Genomic DNA, 20705 nt, shown 5'->3' on the forward strand with positions numbered 1-20705 from the left:
GTAACAACATGAATAGCCTTAAAGCTTTATGTTTAGTTGTGTTATTAGGTTGGCAGTTTAGCGTCAGTGCTGAGCGCATAAAAGATGTGTCTATGGTTGAAGGCGTACGCTCTAACCAGCTAGTTGGTTATGGCTTAGTGGTTGGTTTACCGGGCACTGGCGAGCAAAACTCATATACACAACAAAGTTTTAGAGGCATGTTGAACAGCTTTGGTATTACGCTACCTTCAACTCAAAGTCCTAAAATTAAAAATGTTGCTGCTGTTGCTGTGCATGCAGAATTACCTGCATTTAGAAAGCCTGGGCAAGCAATCGATATTACGGTTTCTTCTATTGGTAGTGCAGGCAGCTTACGTGGCGGTACTTTACTACAAACTTTTTTAAAAGGTGTAGACGGTAACGTGTACGCAATTGCACAAGGTAGTTTAATTGTCGGTGGCTTAGGCGCACAAGGGCTTGATGGTAGTAGAGTTGTAATTAACACCCCTACAGTTGGTCGTATACCAAATGGCGCTACAGTTGAGCGCGCCGTGGAAAGCCCATTTATGCAAGGCGATTACATTACTTTTAATTTAAACCGCCCAGACTTTACAACGGCAAAACGCCTAGAAAAAACAATTAATGACTTAGTTGGCCCAAATAGCGCACAGGCAATTGATTCTGTTTCTATTCGTGTTATAGCTCCACGCGATGCATCCCAGCGTGTATCGTACTTATCAACACTCGAAAACTTAGAATTTAAGCCAGCTGATATGGCCGCTAAAATTATAGTTAACTCGCGCACTGGTACAATTGTCATTGGTAAAAACGTTAAGCTTCAGCCTGCCGCTATAACTCACGGTGGCTTAACAGTAACAATTGCAGAACAACAAAACGTGTCACAACCAAACCCGCTAGCAAACGGTGATACTGTTGTCACGCAGCAGAGCATTATTGATGTAAATCAAGATGACTCGCGCGCCTTTGTATTTAATCCAGGTGTAAGCCTTGACGATTTAGTTCGCGCAATTAACGAAGTAGGCGCAGCGCCTGGTGACTTAATGGCTATTTTAGAAGCACTAAAAGAAGCCGGCGCAATTAACGGACAGCTCGTTGTTATATAAATAACTCAAGCCAATAAATAACGTATTACTTAAGCCCTATGTTTTTGAAATTAGGGCTTTTTATTTACAGCAACTTAAGTTTATTATTTTTATCTCCCTTGTTTTATCGGTAGTGGCTCAATTTTTGCATTTTTAACTGCATTATTCATTTTGTGTCAAAAAGCCGATGGAAACTAATCACCTCGATAAACAAAACTTTTTTGATTTAGGCAACTTAGATTCACTTCGTAAAGAAGCCTTAACCAGTGGCGATGCATCAACTGATGCCTCTAAAGCTGCGCTCAAAAAAGCGGCCGCACAATTTGAAGCTATTTTTACGCAAATGCTGCTCAAAGGAATGCGCAAAGCTAACGAAGCATTTGAAGACAAAGACAGCCCATTTAATTCAAGTGGCGTAAAGTTTTTTGAAGAAATGCACGACCAGCAACTTTCAACAGAGCTTTCTTCAAATGGCTCGTTAGGCCTTGCCGATTTAATTGTTCAGCAGTTATCGCCTGAGTCTAAAAACTTTATGCCAGGCTCTGTACTTAGAACAACCAACGATATTTTCAGCGATACACAAGTGGGATCTGCTCTTCCTCATGAGCAAAAAAATAAGCAACCCGATCTTATCGTTAATAACACTAAAGCCGATATTGCTGAGCCTAAAGTCGATATTGCAGAGTCTAAAATCGATAGCCCAACATTTAAAAATGCAGAAGAGTTTGTAAGTTCAGTGTGGGAACACGCTAAAACTGCAGCGCAAAAAATTGGTTTAAACCCAGCGGTAATGGTTGCACAAGCGGCACTTGAAACCGGTTGGGGTAAACACATTATTAATAAAAGTGACGGCGGCAGTTCAAATAACCTATTTAATATTAAGTCAGATAAAAGCTGGGAAGGCGATAAAGCAAGCAAAGTAACGCTTGAGTTTGAGCAAGGTACACCCGTTAAAAAACAAGCCAGCTTTAGAGCCTACGATTCAATTAAAGATAGCGTGAACGACTTCGTTGATTTTTTAACGCAAAACCCACGCTACCAAGAAGCATTACAAAATACAGCAAAACCAAACGACTTTTTAGATTCATTACAAAAAGCAGGTTATGCAACCGATCCAAATTATGCCAGCAAAATAAAAAAAGTGCTCAATAGCAGCCAGCTAAAAGACATTGCGGCAAACGTGATCCGCCAAGGAGTAGAGTAACATGTCGTTTAATTTATTAAACATTGCCAGTTCTGGAGTTAGAGCAAGCTCAGAGCTATTGCAAACGACAAGTAAAAATATCGCCAATGTTAATACCGAAGGCTATGTGCGCGAGCGTACAGAGTTTACTACTATGGTTGATAACCAAGTAGGGCGAGGCGAAACATACCGATTACTGAACGAGTTTGCTCAGTCACAGCTAAATCGTGATACCTCTAATAAATCGTTTTTCGATCAGTTTATTACTGAGGCTAATCGAGTTGATACTATTTTTTCTGAAGAGTCGAATAATCTATCAACTGGTATTAACTCTTTATTTAATAACGTACAAGAAGCACTAAATCAGCCGTCATCTACCGTTGCCCGCTCATTAGTAATGACCGACGCGCAAAGCTTAATTGATCAAATGGATAGGCTTTCAGGCATCGTGCTTGATCAAAAAAGTGTAGTGAACGAGCAGCTTGAAATTTTTTCAGACGAAGCAAACTCACTCATTCAAAGTATTAGTACGCTAAATCAAAATATTGCAGCAGTTAATGGCACTAATAACGCCGCAGATGCGAGCTCTACCTATAACGAACGCGATAAAGCAATACGCGACTTATCAGAGCTAATAGACATAGAAACGCTTGATGGTCCAAATGGCGAAAAACTCGTTTTTATGGGCACAGGCGAAGCGGTTGTTATGCAAAATGGCGCATTTAACTTATTTTCGATGACAGGGGATCCTGATCCTAACTTTAAAGAATTCACGCTTGACGTTAATGGTGGCAAAGCAGTGCCGCTTGAAGTTGATGTAAGCAAGCTTAAAGGCAAAATTGGCGGTTTACTTGCTTTTAGAGATGACATATTAGTCCCTGCGCAAAACCAAATTGGTCAAATGGGCTTAGCTATTGCTGATGCATTTAACGAACAAAACAAATTGGGTATGGATGCAACAGGCCAGCTAGGTGGTAATATTTTTAATATACCTACCGTTGGCGCTTATGCGTATCAAGCGAATACTGGTGATGCTGGTATGACTGCAACTGTAGAGCCCGGTAAAGGCAGTGAATTACCTGCCAGTGACTTTATTATTACTTATACGAGTGCTGCATCGGTTTCTATTCAACCAGTAGATAATAAAGGCGAGCCGCTAGGTGACCCATCAGTTGCAGATATCCCAGCTGATGGGATCATAAATGCAGACGATATTCGAAATGCAGTCCCTTATCAAGCGGCAACAGCTACAACACCAGAAGTATTAGCAACGGTAAAAGACTCCTTCGGACTACAATTAAATATAGATACAACCAAAACAGGTAACGTGGGTGATCAGTTTCAAATTAAACTTAATTCTGACTCGGCTTCTAGCATAACGCTTGCAACCGGGCGCGGCGAAGATTTAGCATTAGCTTCACCTATCCGTACTGCTAACAGTATAGATAATATAGGCACCGCTACTATTTCAGCGGGAGAAGTAACAAGCGTGACATCGGGTGGTTTTACCACCGCTCCCGGTTTGACCAATGGCGGTATTACCCTAGTTAAAACAGGCACTGCAAACGAATATCAAATTTCTGATGAAAATAATACGGCAACAACAATTATTATTCCACCGCCAGGTAATAATGTTTTATCTCAAGCAGGAACGCCATACAGCGATTATGGTTTTGATTTTGACATAGAAGGTACACCAGCAACAGGCGACACCTTTACACTTGAGTTTAACGAAGGCGGCTTTGACGATAACCGTAATGGTTTAAAATTAGCTGACTTACAAAATGGCGAATTAGTACGCTTAAACGTAGAAACAACAGCAACGGCCGACAACCATAAAACGTTCAACCAAGCTTATTCAGGGTTAGTGAGTGATATAGGCGTTATAACTGGTCAAGCAATAACAAGCGGTAGTGCGTTTAATGCATTAGCAGAGCAGTCTGAGGCATGGTATGAATCACTATCGGGTGTAAACCTTGATGAAGAGGCCGCAAATTTACTGCGTTTTCAACAATCATACTCAGCATCAGCACAAGTTTTAGCAGCAGCTCAAGAAATTTTTGACACCTTATTAAATGCGGCGAGGTAATTATGCGTTTATCTAATAATTTAATGTACCAAAACAACATAAATAAAATACTCGACAACCAACAAGGTGTTGCAAATGCTCAAGAGCGAGTAACAACTGGTGAAAAGTATTTAACCACCTCAGAAGCGCCAGCTGCTATTTCGCAAGCTATGCTGTATTCAAATAAAATACAAACTAATGAGCAATACACTAAAAATATCGATCAGCTTACCGGCAGGCTAGAAACTGAAGAAAGCGTATTACAAAGTATAAATAGTAATATTCAACAAGCGCAAGAACTCACTATTCAAGCTGGTAATGGTGCGTACACTAAAGACGATTTAAAATCGATTGCATCAGAACTTAGTGGCATTCAACAAACGCTAGCTAACTTAATGAACACCCGATCAGAAGACGGAAAATTCATATTTTCAGGATATCAAGACAGCACGCAGCCGTATCAGTTTGATTCTGCGGCGGGTGAGTACACATATAATGGTGACCAAGGGCAACACCAAATAACTATAGCTGAAGGTGTATCAATTAAAGCGAGTGATAACGGCTTTGATACGTTTGAAAAAACTAACGCGCGATTAAATGTAGAATCTAACACGGCAAGTGTTTCAGGCTCTATTACAGCGGCAAGTGTATATGTTGACGGCCAAGCTGAGTTTGATAAGTTTCATCAAGCAAATTACAACGCAGACCCAACAGCTTCAGCAACCGCAAATACATATAGCGTACTTGTTAGCCCAGGTGCTACAGCAACAGACCCACAAACCTACGAAATATACCGAGACGGCGCAGCATTAACCCCCGCAGTAACAGGTGAAGTTACTGATGAGCCTATCGATTTTGCAGGTATGAAAATTGAATTTGAAGGCACAGCACCAGGCCAACTCGATTTTAGCCTTGAAAAACCAGGCAAAGAAAACGTACTTAATACGTTGCAATCGCTTATTACAGGTTTAAATGACGGCACACTTGAGGGTGATGACTTTCAGCAAGTACTTGCTGATGGCTTAGTGCAATTACAAAACGCCAGTGAGCAAGTTGTGTTTACCCAAGCAAGTTTAGGCGGGCGTATGAACGCGCTTGAAAGAGTAAGCGATTCAAACTTAGCACTCGATATTCAAAATAAAAGTAATCGCTCTAACTTAGTTGAAGTTGATATGGCAGAAGCTATTAGCGAACTGACTAAACAAGAAACGGCACTGCAAGCGTCACAAGCCACGTTTGGCCGTTTAACTAACCTTTCATTATTCGATTACTTATAAGCAGATTATAAGCAGATTATAAGCAGATTATAAGCAGAAATACCTTGCCGCTTTACCTACTTTAAAGCGGCAATACTTTGCGGCAAAAACTGGCTACAAAATTGCGGCAAAAAAATGTCACTCCTTTCTAAATAACTTCACTCTTTATTTACAACTCCCATGAAGCCATTAATTTACATTTAAAAACAGCCACTTAAAAATAAATTAAAGTTGGCACAGTAAATGCTTTTCTTATTGTAAGAAATTATCGAACAGTGGTTCCTGTTAAATCGTGTTGAACCACACTCTGTTTAAACCTAGGAGATGGTAAAATGGCATTAACAGTAAATACTAATGTGTCGTCACTAAACGCACAACGTAACCTAACAAGATCTGGCGAAGGCTTAGCAACGTCAATGGAGCGTTTATCATCAGGTATGCGTATCAATAGCGCTAAAGATGACGCAGCCGGCTTACAAATTTCAAACAGATTAACGTCGCAAATAAATGGTCTAGCAGTTGCTCAGCGTAATGCTAACGATGGTATTTCAATGGCGCAAACCGCAGAAGGCGCTATGCAAGAATCGACTAATATACTACAGCGTATGCGAGAGCTTGCCTTGCAGTCTGCCAATGGTTCAAATTCAGCTGAAGACCGTGATGCATTGCAAAAAGAAGTGTCTGCCCTACAAGAAGAGCTAACGCGAATCTCCGACACTACATCGTTCGGAGGTCAGCAATTATTAGACGGCTCATACGGCACACGAAATTTTCAGGTCGGTGCAAATGCCAATGAAACAATCTCAATTAGCTTAAGTAGCACAGCAGCAGAAGATATAGGCTCAAAAGAAGCAACTACTAACATCACTACTACAGCTGGAAGCGTTTCATTCTCAGTAGATGGTGAAACTTACGATGTGGATGCTTCAGGTGCATCAGACGCAGCCGGTAAAGCGGCTGCGATTAATGCAACAACAGGTGACCATGGTGTAACAGCAGCAGTTGCTGATGTTACAACTGCGAAAATTTCAGGTATTGCTCAAGATGATACATTTGAACTAGACTCTGTATCTATTACTGGTGGAGCAGATCTCGATGCGACTGTAGATGCAATTAATGCTGCATTTAGCGATGGAAGTATAGTTGCTTCTAAAGACGGCACTGATATTGTATTAACCAAAGCTTCAGGGGATGATATTGTATTTGGCGCGTATGATGATACCGATGCAACGACTACAGGTGGAACTGCAGGCACCGCAACTTTTACTGATAGCGCTGGTACATCGACAACAGTTACGGAATCTACAGCTACTTCACCTGTAGCTAGTGCTACAGGTACTTCAGCAGAAGTCATAACCTTATCTTCAAAAGCTGATTTTACTGTAACTGATGGCGCTGCTGGTCCTGTTGCTGTTGCAGCCACAGGCGATTCTGTTAAAGATATTGATTTAACAACAGAGCTAGGTTCACAAAGTGCAATTGATGTAATTGATGATGCACTTGCTCAAATTGATGAGCAGCGCGCGGGTTTAGGTGCGGTTCAAAACCGTTTTGGTCATACAATTAGCAACCTTGCTAATATTCAAGAAAATGTATCTGCATCACGTAGCCGTATCCAAGATACAGATTTTGCGACTGAAACTGCTGAAATGACTAAAAACCAAATATTACAACAAGCGGGTACGTCAATACTTTCACAAGCAAACCAAATACCACAAGCAGCAATTAGTTTATTGGGTGGCTAATTATTTAGTTTACTAGTCACTGTTTATATAAACGCACTTCAACTTGAAGTGCGTTTTTTTGTTTTTTGAGATAGTAAAAATTATTTAGAGCATAAATTTATGCGTTATAAAAATTAACAAATAACTATTTTTAATTTTAAAACAGTTGGTTACGTTTTATTAAACAAATAAACTAATTTATTTTTAAAATACTCCTAAAGATAATTTACCTCCTGCCGTTAACTTAATCAGAACGGAGCTGAGCATACATTTGTAACAGCTCTTGGTTAAATTAAAATAGCAACATTACGAAAGTAATCAGGAGTTTTATTATGATTTCAGTAAACACAAATGTATCTTCACTAAACGCGCAACGTAACCTATCGCAATCAGGTTCTGACTTAGCAACTTCTATGGAACGTTTATCATCGGGTATGCGTATTAACAGCGCAAAAGATGATGCCGCTGGCCTGCAAATTTCAAACCGTTTAACATCGCAAATTAATGGTTTAGGTGTGGCGCAGCGAAATGCTAACGATGGTATCTCTATGGCGCAAACTGCTGAAGGTTCAATGCAAGAGTCTACTAGCATTTTACAGCGTATGCGTGAACTAGCGCTACAATCAGCGAATGGTTCAAATTCTGATGATGACAGAGCTTCTCTACAAAAAGAAGTAACCGCTTTACAAGATGAGTTAACACGAATTTCTGATACAACCTCTTTTGGTGGTCAGCAATTACTAAATGGTGATTTTGGTACTAAGCAATTCCAAGTAGGTTCAAATGCTAACGAAACAATATCAATTAGTTTAACAAGCACTGCGGCTAAAGATATCGGTGGTAATAAGGCTAGCTTAACTATTGATGGTGCTGGCACTGGTGATGTTGTAATTGGCGGCACCACTGTAACTGTAGCAAGTGGTGCAACAGCAACTGAAAAAGCAGAGGCAATTAATGCTACAACAAGTGTGCATGGTGCGTCAGCTGTAGTTGGCCAAAAAGAAAATAATGTAGCAACATTGGATAATTTTGAGTTCGATGGTACTGGTACTATTTCATTTAAAATAGGCGGGGATTCAGTAAGTGGCGATTCAGAAGGTACTCTAGCAACAGCGATAGATGCACTAGATGGCTACACTGCAACAGAGTCTTCGGGGGCTATTACAATTACAAATGCCGCTGGTGACCCTATAGAGCTAAGTGATTTTGCTGGTACGGGCGGTGCGGGTACTGTAACTATTGCTGCTGACTTTGCGGATTCGGATACTGCTACGTCAGATGTATCACTGGCAGTCGGCGGTACTCTTTCTGCCACTGCGGCAGCTCAAGAGGGAATTACTTTAACTTCATCTGAAGATTTAGCGGTCACTGATTTTGGTGCAACTGAAGTTACAGCGTCAGCAGTTTTCGCAAGTGTTGATGAGATTGACTTATCTACAGCAACTGGTTCGCAAGATGCCCTGTCTATAATTGATGACGCACTTGCACAGATAGATAGTCAGCGTGCTGATTTAGGTGCGGTTCAAAACCGTTTTGGTCATACAATCAGTAACCTTGCAAACATTCAAGAAAATGTTTCTGCGTCACGTAGCCGTATTCAAGATACCGACTTTGCAACAGAAACTGCAGAAATGACTAAAAACCAAATATTGCAACAAGCAGGTACGTCAATTTTGTCGCAAGCGAACCAGTTACCACAAGCAGCACTTAGCTTATTAGGTTAATAAGTTAAAGTAATAGCTTAATGGTTAGCTAGTACATAAAGTCAGTATTAGTTTTACAAAAAAGGAGGTGGCTTTAGCTACCTCCTTTTGTGGTTTAAGGGTATAAACTAAGCTATTGTTGATTTAATTAAGTTAGAAATAGGAATCTGTTATGAATACTATTAATTCCAATGCAGAAGTTACATTACCAACTCCACTAGTGGGTGAACATAAAGTAGTTGTTCAAGCGGCTAGTCCGCTAACTGAACGTGCCGTTGACGATGTAAAGCAAGCTGATACACAAAATCAACAACGATTACAGCAAAATCAATACAATAATAACAATCAAGAAGTAACTGCTCAGCCGTTAGAGCGTGAACAGCTAGAAAAAATGGCGCAACAATTGCAGGACTTTATGGGCGAAATGAACCGTAGTTTGCAATTTAAAGTTGATGAAGATTCAGGTCGTGATGTTATTAAAGTACTCGATAAAGACAGCGGCGAAGTTATCAAGCAGTACCCTTCTGAAGAAGTATTAAGTTTGGTTTCTAAATTGTCGGAATCGGCAGGTATTTTAATTGACCAAACAGTTTAACCGGTAGTTTGCATTACTAATATTGAGTTAGTTTATTTTTGAGTATTTAAAGAGGTAAGGTATGTCTATTACGTTTAATGGTTTAGGCTCAGGGTTAGCGGTAGCAGACATTGTTGATGCGCTAGTTAATGCTGAGCAAGCCCCTGCTGAAGCTCGTTTAAATACTACTGAAGGCAAATTAACTACAGATATTTCAGCCGTTGGTGCACTCAAGTCTGCGCTTGAAAAAGTACAAACGTCAATGGAAGCTTTGGGAGATAGTGATAATTATCAAAAGCGCACCGCTTCGGGTAATGATGATTTTATATCTATTAGTTCAGATAAAGACGCTCAGCCAGGCAGTTACAATGTAAAAGTAGACGCATTAGCACAGGCTCATAAGTTATCATCCCCTGCATTTGCCGCAGACGAAGCAATTGGGGCTGGCGTAATTACGATAGGTTCTGGCGAAAATAGCTTTTCTACTGTTTTATCGGCTACAAATACGTTAGAAGATTTACGAGACCAAATTAATAACGGTCCTTTTACTGGCAGTGATAGCAATGATTCTGTAGTTGCAACTATAATTACCAGTGATACCGGTCAGCATTTAGTACTTACTAGTAAAGAAACCGGTGAAGACAACGCAATTACAATTACCGTACAAGACGATGACGGCAGTAATACTGATACAGGCGGACTTTCTCGATTAGCTTATGATGTATCAGACGCAGACCCTGCTAACCACACAACTAATTTAACGCAAGTTAATGCTGCACAAAATGCACAAATAACGATTGATGGCACGTTAACTGTATCAAGCAATACTAATGAATTTAGTAATGTGATTGATGGCGTGGATATTACCGCCAAAAAGTTGCATGCCACTGACGACGACTTAAGCGACATATCGGTTACCGAAAACAATAATAATATTAAAACAGGTTTAAATAGTTTTATTTCAAGTTACAACGAGTTGTTAGAGCTTAGTAATACATTAGGTGCGTCTGGCGAAGGTAGCGCGGGGGTTATGGCAGGAGACTCATTACTTAGAGGAGTTATGTCAAAGCTTCGTAGTGAAATAACAAATCCCGTTGATTTAGGTGATGGCAACTCACTATCGCTTTCGCAATTAGGTGTAGAAACAGACCGCTACGGTGTTTTAACGCTAAATACAGAAACACTCAATGAAAAAATAGCAAGCGATGTAGATTTAGTTCAGCAGTTTTTTGTAGGTGATGATGACGATGGCTTTGCACAATCGTTTGACGAAAAGTTAAGCTTTTACACCGATTCCGACGGTATTATTCAAAACAGAATTGACAGTAAAACAAACCAACTTGATGACATAGATGACCAGCGCTTGGACCTTGCCAGTAAAATGGAGTCGCTATCATCAAGGTTGTATGCTCAATATAATGCGATGGATTTATTAGTGGCGAGCCTTAATAACACCAGTACGTATGTTCAAGCTCAGCTGGAAAATATGCCTGGGGTTGTACGAGATAACTCTTAATATATAAATAGCATATAGTTTTAATAGCTAAACCAAAAACATAAAAAAACCGTTATTTATAACGGTTTTTTATATTTACTGTTTGAGGTTAATTTTAATTGGCTGCTTTATAAGCTTTAATTGCCTTACCAGATTTTTTTTGTTTAATAATTGCTTTTGACGATTCGTTTTTAGCGCTATTTGCTTTTACTAAAATAGTATTTATACGAAGCTGAATTAATTCTAATTGCTCTGCGCTTGGGCCTTCACTGCTTTCACACCATTGCTTTAGTTCAGCATTTAAAGTGTCTAAAAAAGGCGGAGCTTCGTCTGCATTATCATCATTTACTAACACTTCAATTTTACTAAGCAGTGTTTGTATGATCTCAGAGTAGTTAGTTAGTGGCTCTGAAGGTGTTGGCGAGTCCATAATTTAAATTAAACCGCAGGGCTGCGTTGATCTAGCGGAATGTTATTCCAACCATCTTTAATTTCTTTAACAATACTTGATACTTCAGTAATTGCTTCAATGTCGTTGTGTAAGTTAGCTTGCGTTAAGCGGCGTTGGCAGTAGTCGTAAAGTGCCAATAAATTGTTAGAAATACTAGGGTCTTGCTCTACCTCTAAATTAAGTGCATCTTGCAGAGCACCAAGCAATAAAATGCAAGCTGAAATATTCTCACCTTTTTTAGCTATTTCTTTGCGCTCAATAAACCCTTTTGTTGCTGCTAAGCGGCCAATAATATTACTAAATATAAGGTTTATTTGTTCGTAAGGAGTCATTTCGGCAATGCTACTAGCACGAACTTGACCGTATTTTTTTACTGAGATGTGAGCCATGGAAAATCCTAAAATTTAAAGCAATAAAATTATGTGAAAGCTATTATAAAAACTTATATAAAAAATCAATATAGCTTTTATACTTCTATAAGAATAAAGCAATATTAATGCCAAGCATTTTCGCTTATTTATGTATCGGCATTTTTAACTTCAACTTAAATTTATAATTGAGTTTATTTACTAACAATAGCATTTTTATTGCTGAGTAAATTAATTTTTAAGGCTAGGTTGTATTTAGGTAATCGTTAAGTAATCGCTGAGTAATAACTAAGTTAAAACTACAAATCATACTTAATGATTAACTATTAAGTATTATTGACTTAACTAGTCCGTCTATTTTTTGGCGTTAATGTCAAAAAACTGCCGCTATTGCTTGCATCCATGCTGAACTGGCTTACAATTTAACTAATTATACAAATTAGTGAAAGTACGGCTCGCTAAATATGATCTTGATTTTAGATAATAATAACAACCGCGCAATAGGATTAAATGCTTCACTTGGCTTTATTGGTGAATCTGCTGAACTATTAAGCGAAGACTGCTTTGAACAAGAATGCAAAAAATATCAGCAGCAAGAATGCATGATTATTTTAGGAGCGTTGCAATCACTTGACCACGAAAGCTTAATTAAACGCTATCCAACTCTACCCTTTTTATTAATTGGCGAAACGCTAAAACCATTATTAAGTATCGCTAATGTGGTGGGGCTTATTTGCGAGCCATTTAGTCATGAAGTGACAACTCAGTTACTTCACGATTGCCAGCAGTATCAGCGTATGTTGCCTAATGAGCATAAGCATACTAAACCGCATAAAATCTTTGACGGACTTGTTGGTGAAACCGATGCGGTTAAAGATGTGCGTTTTTTAATTGAACAAGTGGCAAAAACCGATGCTAATGTTTTAATTTTAGGCGAATCAGGCACAGGTAAAGAAGTGGTTGCCCGTAATGTACACTTGCTTTCAAAGCGTATTAATGGACCGTTTGTACCAGTTAACTGTGGTGCTATTCCGGCTGAGCTGCTCGAAAGTGAACTATTTGGCCACGAAAAAGGCGCGTTTACTGGTGCTATATCGGCTCGAAAAGGGCGGTTTGAACTAGCTCAAGGCGGGACGCTATTTTTAGATGAAATAGGCGATATGCCACTGCAAATGCAAGTTAAGTTGCTGCGAGTATTGCAAGAACGCAGTTATGAACGTGTTGGTGGTACAAAGGCGATTCAGGCTGATGTACGCGTTATTGCAGCCACGCATCGTAACCTAGAAACAATGATTGAAGAGGGCAGTTTTAGGGAAGATTTATATTATCGCTTAAATGTATTTCCTATCGAAAACCCATCGCTGAGTGAACGTGCTGATGATATTCCGCTGCTTTTAAAAGAGTTAATGCGCCGTGTTAACGACCAAACAGGTTCTACCGCTAAGTTTACCGAGCGCGCAGTTGAGAGCTTAAAAGAACATGCTTGGCCTGGTAATATTCGTGAGCTTGCTAACTTAGTGGAACGTATGGTTATTATGTTTCCTGAAAAAGTGGTTGATATTCCCGATTTACCTAATAAATATCGTTACATTGAAGTTGAAGCCTACGAGCCAGAATACCCTGAAGAGTTAATGGAAAAAGACGCTTTTAACGACATATTTAGCACCGGTTTTAGCGATTACGAAAGTGAGCCAGATGCTGAGTTTAGCCAAACGGGTAGTGGGCTATTGCCTGATGATGGTATTGAACTTAAAGATTATTTAGCAGAGCTTGAGATTAGCTTAATAACCCAAGCGTTAGAGCGCTATGATTACGTTGTAGCTCGCGCAGCCGAAATATTAGGTGTTCGCAGAACAACACTCGTTGAGAAAATGAAAAAGTATAATCTTTCAAGAGATTAAGGTTTAAAAGCAGCTGTCGGTGTTTAGTTATAAATTGGCCAAACACAGTAGATAAATAACCCCTCGTTTTGTAGGTGCGGTTTTATACCGCACTTTACTTAAAAATATTAGCAAGGGCGCGAAGTAAATTCGCACCTACACGGTTTTTACTTTTGTTGTAGACGCTAGACTTGCTCGCGTGAAAAACAAGACTTTTAATCATTTAAATAAAACGTTATTTCACAAAGAGAAAAACGAAGGTAAATGAGAAACCATAGTCAACTTACGCGTCACTTCTCTAAAGCGCAGCGTCTCTTAACCTCTTTGTGAACAAATCACTTTTATGGTTATAAATCACTTACCCACTAAAAGCCTTAATAATTTCTTCTTTTCTAAAACAATCATTACTGTGATCGTTAACCATACCGCAGGCCTGCATATGAGCGTAAACCGTTGTAGGGCCTAAAAACTTAAAACCCCGTTTTTTTAAATCTTTCGCAAATGCGGTTGATGCCTCTGTAATTGCTGGGTAGTCCTCAACGTTATTTAAATTACTTATAATCGGCTTATTACCCACAAACTGCCATTGGTAGTTACTAAAACTTCCAAATTCTTTTTGTATTTCTATAAAGCGTTTAGCGTTATTGACGGTTGCCGCAATTTTTAAGCGATTGCGCACAATACCCTCATTAAGCATTAATCTTTCAATATCATCTTGTGTGAATTGTGCTACTTTTTTTACATCAAAATTAGCAAATGCTTTTTTATAACCGCTGCGTTTTTTTAAAATTGTGTACCAGCTCAAGCCGGCTTGTGCGGATTCAAGAGTGATAAATTCAAACAGCTTTGTATCATCATAAAGGGGGACGCCCCATTCTTCATCATGGTAAATAACGTAGTCGGGTTTAGTAGTGTCGAGCCACGGGCAACGGCACTTTATTTGCTCACTCATTATTATTCCTTTTTGCGTGCGTCATTTTTATGTCGCTCAAATTATTGATGTAACTTAATGATAAGTATGTAAATAAATTTTGGTATAAATCGTGCATTTAGACATGTATCTACATCAATTCGAGATTTGATTATGGCCCTTGCTAGCGTGCTTAAACCACAGTATTTTTCTGCAAATCAGTATAACCCATGTTTACTTCAAGAGGAGTACATTGGTGAATTAAGCGATCTGCGCAAGCAAGCAAGTTGGCTTTCGCATTTGGTTGATACCATGCCAGCAGGCGTGGTTGTACTTGATGGCAAAGGGTTGATTGCAAAAGCAAATCAAATAGCGATTGATATGCTTGGCGAGCCACTTGAAGGTGAACGCTGGTTTAATGTTATTCAGCGCTCTTTTAGGCCGCATCAAGATGACGGTCATGAAGTGTCCTTAAAAGACGGGCGCCTAATAAAGCTTGATATTACTGCTTTAGCCCCAGAGCCTGGGCAACTTATTTTAATGACGGATTTAACCGAAACTCGCCGCTTACAAAAGCGTGTTGCACATATGCAGCGATTAAGCGCGCTGGGTAAAATGGTTGCGTCATTAGCGCATCAAGTACGTACGCCGCTCTCAGCCGCTATGCTGTACGCTGCTAATTTAGGGTCAAAGCGCTTACCCGAAGCTTCTCGCGATAACTTTCAAACAAAGTTAATGTCGCGTTTAAAAGATTTAGAAACTCAAGTAAACGACATGCTGTTATTTGCTAAAAGTGGCGATCAGCAAGTGGTTGAGCAAGTTTCAATGCAGCAGCTTTTAACAGAAGTTAAAGCAGGTGCTGATGCGATGGTCGCACTTAATGAAAGTGAACTGGATGTAAGCTTACCAGAACCCGATATACAGATAGTTGGTAATAAAACGGCATTGGCCAGTGCTATTCAAAATCTTGTGCACAATAGTATTCAAGTTATTGGTGGCGGTGCAAAAGTAAAAATTAGCGCACAAAGAGATTTAAAAGATTTAGATATGGTTCGTATTAGTGTAAGCGACAATGGCCCAGGTGTTGATTTAAGCCAAAGCGATAAAATTTTTGAACCATTTTTTACTACAAAAAGTCAGGGCACAGGCTTAGGGCTTGCTGTAGTGAGTTCGGTTGCTAATGCACACCAAGGCCGTGTTGATGTGACTAATAATACGCATGGTGGTGCCTGCTTTAGCTTGTTACTGCCTATTAAGGCAGCATCTAAATTAGAGGGGTCATTATGAGTAACACTATTTTAGTTGTCGAAGATGACGCTGGGCTTCGTGAAGCCTTAATAGATACCCTTGAAATGTCGGGCATTGAATGTGTTGCAGCTAACAGTGCTGAGCAAGCAATGATATTGCTTAAAAAAGATCAATTTTCGCTTGTTGTAAGCGACGTGCAAATGGGCGCAATGAGTGGACTTGATTTACTACGCAGTATTAAATTAAACCACCCTGATTTACCTGTATTAATGATGACGGCGTACGCCACAATTGACGATGCAGTAGAAGCCATGCGCCTAGGTGCAATTGACTACATGGCTAAACCATTTGCACCTGAAGTGCTGTTAAATATGGTGAGCCGTTATTTGCCTGAAAAAGCAAAAGAAACCGACGGACCTATTGTTGCCGACCCAACTAGTATTCAATTATTGGAGCTTGCGAGTAAAGTAGCACGCTCTGATGCAAGTGTAATGGTACTTGGCCCAAGTGGTTCAGGTAAGGAAGTACTCGCTCGTTATATTCATGATAAGTCGAGCCGCTGTAATGAGCCATTTGTGGCGATTAACTGCGCGGCTATTCCTGAAAACATGCTCGAAGCTACTTTATTTGGTTACGAAAAAGGGGCTTTTACGGGCGCGATTCAAGCATGTCCGGGTAAGTTTGAGCAAGCACAAGGCGGGACTATTTTACTTGATGAAATTACTGAGATGGACTTAGGGCTACAAGCTAAGCTGTTACGCGTACTGCAAGAGCGTGAAGTTGAGCGTTTAGGGGGGCGTAAAACAATTCAGCTCGATGTACGTATTTTGGCAACCAGTAATCGTGATTTAAAAGAAGCCGTGTTTGAAAACCAATTTAGAGAAGATCTATATTACAGGCTTAATGTTTTTCCACTAATGTGGCGACCATTGTGCCAACGCCCTGGCGATATTATTGTATTGGCTAAGCATTTAATTGAGCGTCATATAAGTAAAAGCAAAGAGCCCATGGCGTATTTAGATAAAGCTGCCGAGCAAAAGTTACTGGCTCACGCGTGGCCTGGAAATGTACGCGAGCTTGATAACGTTATACAACGTGCGCTTATACTGCGAAGTGGCGATACAATAAACGAGCATGCTATTTTTATCGAAAACTTAGCGCCTAATAACTTTGTTATGGAGCCTTCATTGGCACCGGCGCAAACAGTATCGCCAACAGAAGTGGCTCACGTAAATAAAGGCGTTGATAAAAGCACGCTAAGCTCGGCATACTACGATGAAAAATTGCATGCCGAGGATGAGCCTAAACAAGGTTTACTAGCAGCAGATACCGGTAGCTATAAAGATGAGCTTAAAGACAAAGAGCATCGCATTATTTTAGAAACCCTTGCACGTTGCCAAGGTAAGCGTAAAGACGTTGCCGAAACGTTGGGCATAAGCCCACGAACTTTACGTTATAAACTAGCGCAAATGCGCGATTTAGGTATTTCACTTCCTGCATAACCTCCTATAAACCCTAAGTTTGCGCTGCGAACTTAGGGTTGTCAAAACTCTGACTCACATAATTTAAAGCTAACTGCATGTATTTTAACAATTAATTATTTGGCATGTTTTGTGCTTTATTACTTGTAAGAGTTCACTGCGTGTCAGAGATAAATTATGAAAATTCAAAACAGTGCTGTATTTCAAGAAATGCAATCAATGGCTTTAGAAGCCGGCCGTAATAATCAAATAAATAAATTGCCGACTCAAGTTCAGCCTACTTCTACTTCCCAGTTTGGCGACATGCTAAGTGATGCACTAAATACAGTGCACGGTTTACAGCAAGATGCAGGTCAAAAAGTAAAAGCGGTTGAAATGGGTGATCGAAGTGTATCGCTTGCTGAGGCGATGATTGCTTCTCAAAAATCGTCAGTTGCTTTTGAGGCTACAGTACAGGTTCGTAATAAACTTGTTGAAGCTTATAAAGAAATCATGAACATGCCTGTTTAATTAGGTAGTGGAGAATTATTGTGGCGCAATCTAACCAATCTACAGACCTAGCACTTGCTGGCGGCGGTATCGACCAAAGTGGTGGTGATGATCAACAAGAACAAAAGTCAGGCTACTTAAGTGCTTTAAATGGTGTTGATGTATTGCGCCAAGTAACATTGGTTATAGCATTGGCTATTTGTTTAGCTATCGCGATTTTCATTATTATTTGGGCTCGTCAGCCAGATATGCGTCCGTTAGGTAAAATGCAAACTGAAGAGCTTATTCAAACGCTTGACTTTTTAGATGCGCAACAAATTGAATATCAACTAGATGGCAACGTTGTATCGGTTGATGAAAGCGAATACCAAAATATTAAATTGTTAATGACCCGCGAAGGATTAGAGCAAGGGCCAGCGTCGGGCTCTGACATAATTATGCAAGATATGGGCTTTGGTGTAAGCCAACGCTTAGAGCGCGAACGCCTAAAACATGGCCGCGAGCAACAACTTGCCCGCACCATTGAAGAACTTAACAACATTACTCGCGCCAAAGTATTGTTAGCCATTCCTAAAGAAAACGTATTTGCCCGCAGAGAAAAAAAACCATCAGCTACAGTTGTATTAACGCTTAAGCGTGGTCGCTCACTCGACCGTGAAGAAGTAGACTCTGTTGTTGATATGATTGCCTCGGCAGTACAGGGTTTAGAGCCTATGCGAGTTACTGTTACCGATCAAAATGGTCGATTACTAAATTCAGGTTCGCAAAGCTCATTAGCAGCACGCTCTCGTAAAGAATACGATTTAGAACGTAAGCGCGAACAAGAGTATCTTGAAAAAATAGACAGTATTTTAATACCGGTTGTTGGGCTTGCAAACTATACAGCTCAAGTTGATTTGAGTATGGACTTTAGCTCGATTGAGGAAACTCAAAAGCGTTATAACCCAGACCTACCAGCGGTTAGAAGCGAAACCACATTTGAAGAAAATAACATTGGCGGCCTAGCTGTTGGTATTCCAGGTGCGCTTACAAATCAGCCACCGTTAAACTCGAACATTCCTGAGGTTGCGGGGCAAGGTGGTGCAGGCACTGCTACTTCTCCAACACGCAGCCACAAAGAAGCTACACGTAATTATGAACTCGATACAACCATTTCGCACAAGCGCCAGCAAAGTGGTGTAATACGTAGAATAAGTGTGTCTGTTGCTGTTGACTACATTGCTAAAGTGGGAGAAAACGGTGAAACAACCATGACTCCACGCTCGGTAGAGGCATTGTCAAATATTCGTCGCTTACTACAAGGTGGTGTAGGTTTTGATATGCAACGTGGTGATGCACTTGAAGTCGTAACAGTGCCGTTTGTACGTGAAGAAACAAATTTAGCAATAGAAGTGCCACTGTGGGAACAAGACTGGTTTATGAAAATGGCCCGCCTTGTATTAGGCGCCTTAGTTATCATTGTATTGATAATGGCAGTAGTAAAACCAATGCTTAAACGCTTAATTTACCCAGACGATACACTAGAAGAATACGACGAAGATGCATTAAGTTCGGGCGTAGATATTGGCGACAACACGCTTGATATGCTAAATAAAGACTTTGATTCTGCTTCGGTTGGTTTCTCAAGTGATGGTACACTGCAGTTACCGGATTTACATGGTGACGAAGATTTACTTAAAGCAATTCGTGCCCTTGTAGCTAACGAACCAGAACTATCATCACAAGTAGTCAAAGCGTGGTTAACAGAAGATGACTGATCAAGAACAAAAACAACTCCCGCCAGCCTTTGATGTTGATAAGCTAGATGGGGTAGATAAAGCCGCTATATTACTTTTGAGTTTATCAGAAGAAGATGCCGCGCAAATCCTTAAACACTTAGAACCTAAACAGGTGCAAAAAGTGGGTATGGCGATGGCTGGGTTACAGGACTTATCACAAGCTAAAATAAGCGCTGTACACAACTTGTTTATAGAACAAATTCAAAGCTTTAGTACCATTGGTTTTCAGTCAGAAGACTTTATTAAAAAAGCGCTTACAGCAGCCCTTGGTGAAGACAAAGCTGCTAGCCTTATTGACCAAATTGTTATGGGCTCAGGCGCTAAAGGCTTGGATTCATTAAAATGGATGGACTCTAAGCAGGTAGCGAGCATTATTCGCAATGAGCATCCGCAAATTCAAACCATTGTATTATCATATTTAGAGCCAGAACAGTCAGCTGAAATTATTTCTCAGTTTCCTGAAAAAGTACGCTTAGATTTAACCATGCGTATTGCAAACCTTGAAGAGGTTCAGCCAGCAGCACTGCAAGAGCTAAACGAAATAATGGAAAAACAATTTGCCGGCCAAGCAGGTGCGCAAGCTGCTAAAATGGGTGGTTTGAAGGCTGCAGCAGATATTTTAAATTACCTTGATACTAACGTTGAAGGGCAGTTAATGGACTCTATTCGTGAGCATGATGAAGAGATGTCGCAGCAAATTCAAGACTTAATGTTTGTGTTTGAAAACTTAATGGATGTTGAAGACCGTGGTATTCAAGCAATCCTACGAGAAGTACAACAAGACGTACTAATGAAAGCAATTAAGGGTGCTGATGATGCACTTAAAGATAAAATACTAGGTAATATGTCTAAGCGTGCAGCCGAAATGCTTGCTGATGATTTAGAAGCAATGGCACCGGTACGTATAAGCGAAGTAGAAGCGGCGCAAAAAGAGATTTTATCGACAGCGCGTCGTTTATCTGACTCGGGTGAAATTCAGCTGGGCGGCGGCGGTGGCGAGGAGTTCCTGTAAACT

At 40.1% G+C, this 20705-nt stretch carries 17 protein-coding genes; 14 read left to right on the forward strand and 3 right to left on the reverse strand.

Features of this window, described 5'->3' with window-relative positions:
- Nucleotides 1-8: 8 nt before the first annotated feature.
- From GQR39_RS17160 to fliD, 8 genes are all read left to right on the forward strand, one after another.
- Nucleotides 9-1103, forward strand: a complete 1095-nt coding sequence (locus GQR39_RS17160) for a flagellar basal body P-ring protein FlgI (protein WP_165736192.1) — start codon at nucleotides 9-11, stop codon at nucleotides 1101-1103.
- 166 nt (nucleotides 1104-1269) lie between these two features.
- A complete protein-coding gene (flgJ, locus tag GQR39_RS17165) occupies nucleotides 1270-2286 on the forward strand; it encodes a flagellar assembly peptidoglycan hydrolase FlgJ (RefSeq protein ID WP_165736193.1) in 1017 nt (338 codons plus the stop codon).
- A gap of 1 nt (nucleotide 2287) precedes the next feature.
- Entirely contained in the window at nucleotides 2288-4354 is a 2067-nt protein-coding gene (gene flgK / locus GQR39_RS17170) for a flagellar hook-associated protein FlgK (protein ID WP_165736194.1), read from the forward strand.
- Nucleotides 4355-4356: 2 nt separating this feature from the next.
- On the forward strand, nucleotides 4357-5610 hold the full coding sequence (gene flgL, locus GQR39_RS17175) for a flagellar hook-associated protein FlgL (RefSeq protein ID WP_165736195.1): 1254 nt from the start codon (nucleotides 4357-4359) through the stop codon (nucleotides 5608-5610).
- A 311-nt stretch (nucleotides 5611-5921) separates the two neighbouring features.
- Complete coding sequence (locus tag GQR39_RS20430) at nucleotides 5922-7334, forward strand: flagellin (protein ID WP_165736196.1); 1413 nt, start codon at nucleotides 5922-5924, stop codon at nucleotides 7332-7334.
- A 308-nt stretch (nucleotides 7335-7642) separates the two neighbouring features.
- A complete protein-coding gene (locus tag GQR39_RS17185) occupies nucleotides 7643-9037 on the forward strand; it encodes a flagellin (protein WP_165736214.1) in 1395 nt (464 codons plus the stop codon).
- A gap of 151 nt (nucleotides 9038-9188) precedes the next feature.
- Nucleotides 9189-9611 carry a flagellar protein FlaG gene (locus GQR39_RS17190; protein WP_165736197.1) on the forward strand — a complete coding sequence of 141 codons (423 nt, stop codon included), beginning with the start codon at nucleotides 9189-9191 and terminating at the stop codon, nucleotides 9609-9611.
- A gap of 61 nt (nucleotides 9612-9672) precedes the next feature.
- Nucleotides 9673-11106 (forward strand): flagellar filament capping protein FliD, encoded by a 1434-nt coding sequence (gene fliD, locus GQR39_RS17195; protein ID WP_165736198.1) that lies wholly within the window; start codon nucleotides 9673-9675, stop codon nucleotides 11104-11106.
- A gap of 94 nt (nucleotides 11107-11200) precedes the next feature.
- Here the strand turns inward: fliD and GQR39_RS17200 are convergent, their stop codons facing one another.
- Nucleotides 11201-11515 carry a hypothetical protein gene (locus GQR39_RS17200; protein ID WP_165736199.1) on the reverse strand — a complete coding sequence of 105 codons (315 nt, stop codon included), beginning with the start codon at nucleotides 11513-11515 and terminating at the stop codon, nucleotides 11201-11203.
- Between the two features lie 8 nt (nucleotides 11516-11523).
- Nucleotides 11524-11925: a flagellar export chaperone FliS gene (fliS, locus tag GQR39_RS17205; protein ID WP_165736200.1), complete on the reverse strand. Its 402-nt coding sequence runs from the start codon at nucleotides 11923-11925 to the stop codon at nucleotides 11524-11526.
- Nucleotides 11926-12368: 443 nt separating this feature from the next.
- Here fliS and GQR39_RS17210 point away from each other — a divergent pair, with 443 nt between their 5' ends.
- Nucleotides 12369-13805, forward strand: coding sequence for a sigma-54-dependent Fis family transcriptional regulator (locus GQR39_RS17210; protein ID WP_165736201.1), 1437 nt, complete (start codon nucleotides 12369-12371; stop codon nucleotides 13803-13805).
- A 337-nt stretch (nucleotides 13806-14142) separates the two neighbouring features.
- On the opposite strand, the gene GQR39_RS17215 is transcribed toward GQR39_RS17210, so the two are convergent.
- Nucleotides 14143-14736 (reverse strand): DNA-3-methyladenine glycosylase I, encoded by a 594-nt coding sequence (locus GQR39_RS17215; protein WP_165736202.1) that lies wholly within the window; start codon nucleotides 14734-14736, stop codon nucleotides 14143-14145.
- Between the two features lie 132 nt (nucleotides 14737-14868).
- On the opposite strand from GQR39_RS17215, the gene GQR39_RS17220 reads away from it, so the two are divergent.
- The 5 genes from GQR39_RS17220 (at nucleotide 14869) to fliG (ending at nucleotide 20702) form a co-directional block, all read left to right on the forward strand.
- Nucleotides 14869-15981, forward strand: a complete 1113-nt coding sequence (locus GQR39_RS17220; protein WP_165736203.1) for an ATP-binding protein — start codon at nucleotides 14869-14871, stop codon at nucleotides 15979-15981.
- A complete protein-coding gene (locus GQR39_RS17225) occupies nucleotides 15978-17444 on the forward strand; it encodes a sigma-54 dependent transcriptional regulator (protein WP_165736204.1) in 1467 nt (488 codons plus the stop codon). Before GQR39_RS17220 ends, GQR39_RS17225 begins: the two co-directional genes overlap by 4 nt.
- 156 nt (nucleotides 17445-17600) lie before the next feature.
- Nucleotides 17601-17933 carry a flagellar hook-basal body complex protein FliE gene (gene fliE / locus GQR39_RS17230; RefSeq protein WP_008168784.1) on the forward strand — a complete coding sequence of 111 codons (333 nt, stop codon included), beginning with the start codon at nucleotides 17601-17603 and terminating at the stop codon, nucleotides 17931-17933.
- A 20-nt stretch (nucleotides 17934-17953) separates the two neighbouring features.
- A complete protein-coding gene (fliF, locus tag GQR39_RS17235) occupies nucleotides 17954-19669 on the forward strand; it encodes a flagellar basal-body MS-ring/collar protein FliF (protein ID WP_121953969.1) in 1716 nt (571 codons plus the stop codon).
- Nucleotides 19662-20702 (forward strand): flagellar motor switch protein FliG, encoded by a 1041-nt coding sequence (gene fliG / locus GQR39_RS17240; protein WP_010553910.1) that lies wholly within the window; start codon nucleotides 19662-19664, stop codon nucleotides 20700-20702. The genes fliF and fliG overlap by 8 nt, the downstream gene beginning before the upstream one ends.
- The last annotated feature ends 3 nt before the right edge of the window (nucleotides 20703-20705 follow it).

It is taken from the genome of Pseudoalteromonas sp. C8, assembly GCF_011378685.1.
Lineage (GTDB): Bacteria > Pseudomonadota > Gammaproteobacteria > Enterobacterales > Alteromonadaceae > Pseudoalteromonas > Pseudoalteromonas arctica.

Excerpts from the sequence above, each read along its gene's own strand:
- GQR39_RS20430 (WP_165736196.1), top strand. The coding sequence starts at position 5,922 with ATGGCATTAACAGTAAATACTAATGTGTCGTCACTAAACGCACAACGT.
- flgJ (WP_165736193.1), top strand. The coding sequence starts at position 1,270 with ATGGAAACTAATCACCTCGATAAACAAAACTTTTTTGATTTAGGCAAC.
- GQR39_RS17210 (WP_165736201.1), top strand. The coding sequence starts at position 12,369 with ATGATCTTGATTTTAGATAATAATAACAACCGCGCAATAGGATTAAAT.
- flgK (WP_165736194.1), top strand. The coding sequence starts at position 2,288 with ATGTCGTTTAATTTATTAAACATTGCCAGTTCTGGAGTTAGAGCAAGC.
- fliE (WP_008168784.1), top strand. The coding sequence starts at position 17,601 with ATGAAAATTCAAAACAGTGCTGTATTTCAAGAAATGCAATCAATGGCT.
- fliD (WP_165736198.1), top strand. The coding sequence starts at position 9,673 with ATGTCTATTACGTTTAATGGTTTAGGCTCAGGGTTAGCGGTAGCAGAC.
- GQR39_RS17190 (WP_165736197.1), top strand. The coding sequence starts at position 9,189 with ATGAATACTATTAATTCCAATGCAGAAGTTACATTACCAACTCCACTA.
- GQR39_RS17225 (WP_165736204.1), top strand. The coding sequence starts at position 15,978 with ATGAGTAACACTATTTTAGTTGTCGAAGATGACGCTGGGCTTCGTGAA.
- GQR39_RS17200 (WP_165736199.1), bottom strand. The coding sequence starts at position 11,515 with ATGGACTCGCCAACACCTTCAGAGCCACTAACTAACTACTCTGAGATC.
- GQR39_RS17215 (WP_165736202.1), bottom strand. The coding sequence starts at position 14,736 with ATGAGTGAGCAAATAAAGTGCCGTTGCCCGTGGCTCGACACTACTAAA.
- GQR39_RS17160 (WP_165736192.1), top strand. The coding sequence starts at position 9 with ATGAATAGCCTTAAAGCTTTATGTTTAGTTGTGTTATTAGGTTGGCAG.
- fliS (WP_165736200.1), bottom strand. The coding sequence starts at position 11,925 with ATGGCTCACATCTCAGTAAAAAAATACGGTCAAGTTCGTGCTAGTAGC.
- flgL (WP_165736195.1), top strand. The coding sequence starts at position 4,357 with ATGCGTTTATCTAATAATTTAATGTACCAAAACAACATAAATAAAATA.
- fliG (WP_010553910.1), top strand. The coding sequence starts at position 19,662 with ATGACTGATCAAGAACAAAAACAACTCCCGCCAGCCTTTGATGTTGAT.
- GQR39_RS17220 (WP_165736203.1), top strand. The coding sequence starts at position 14,869 with ATGGCCCTTGCTAGCGTGCTTAAACCACAGTATTTTTCTGCAAATCAG.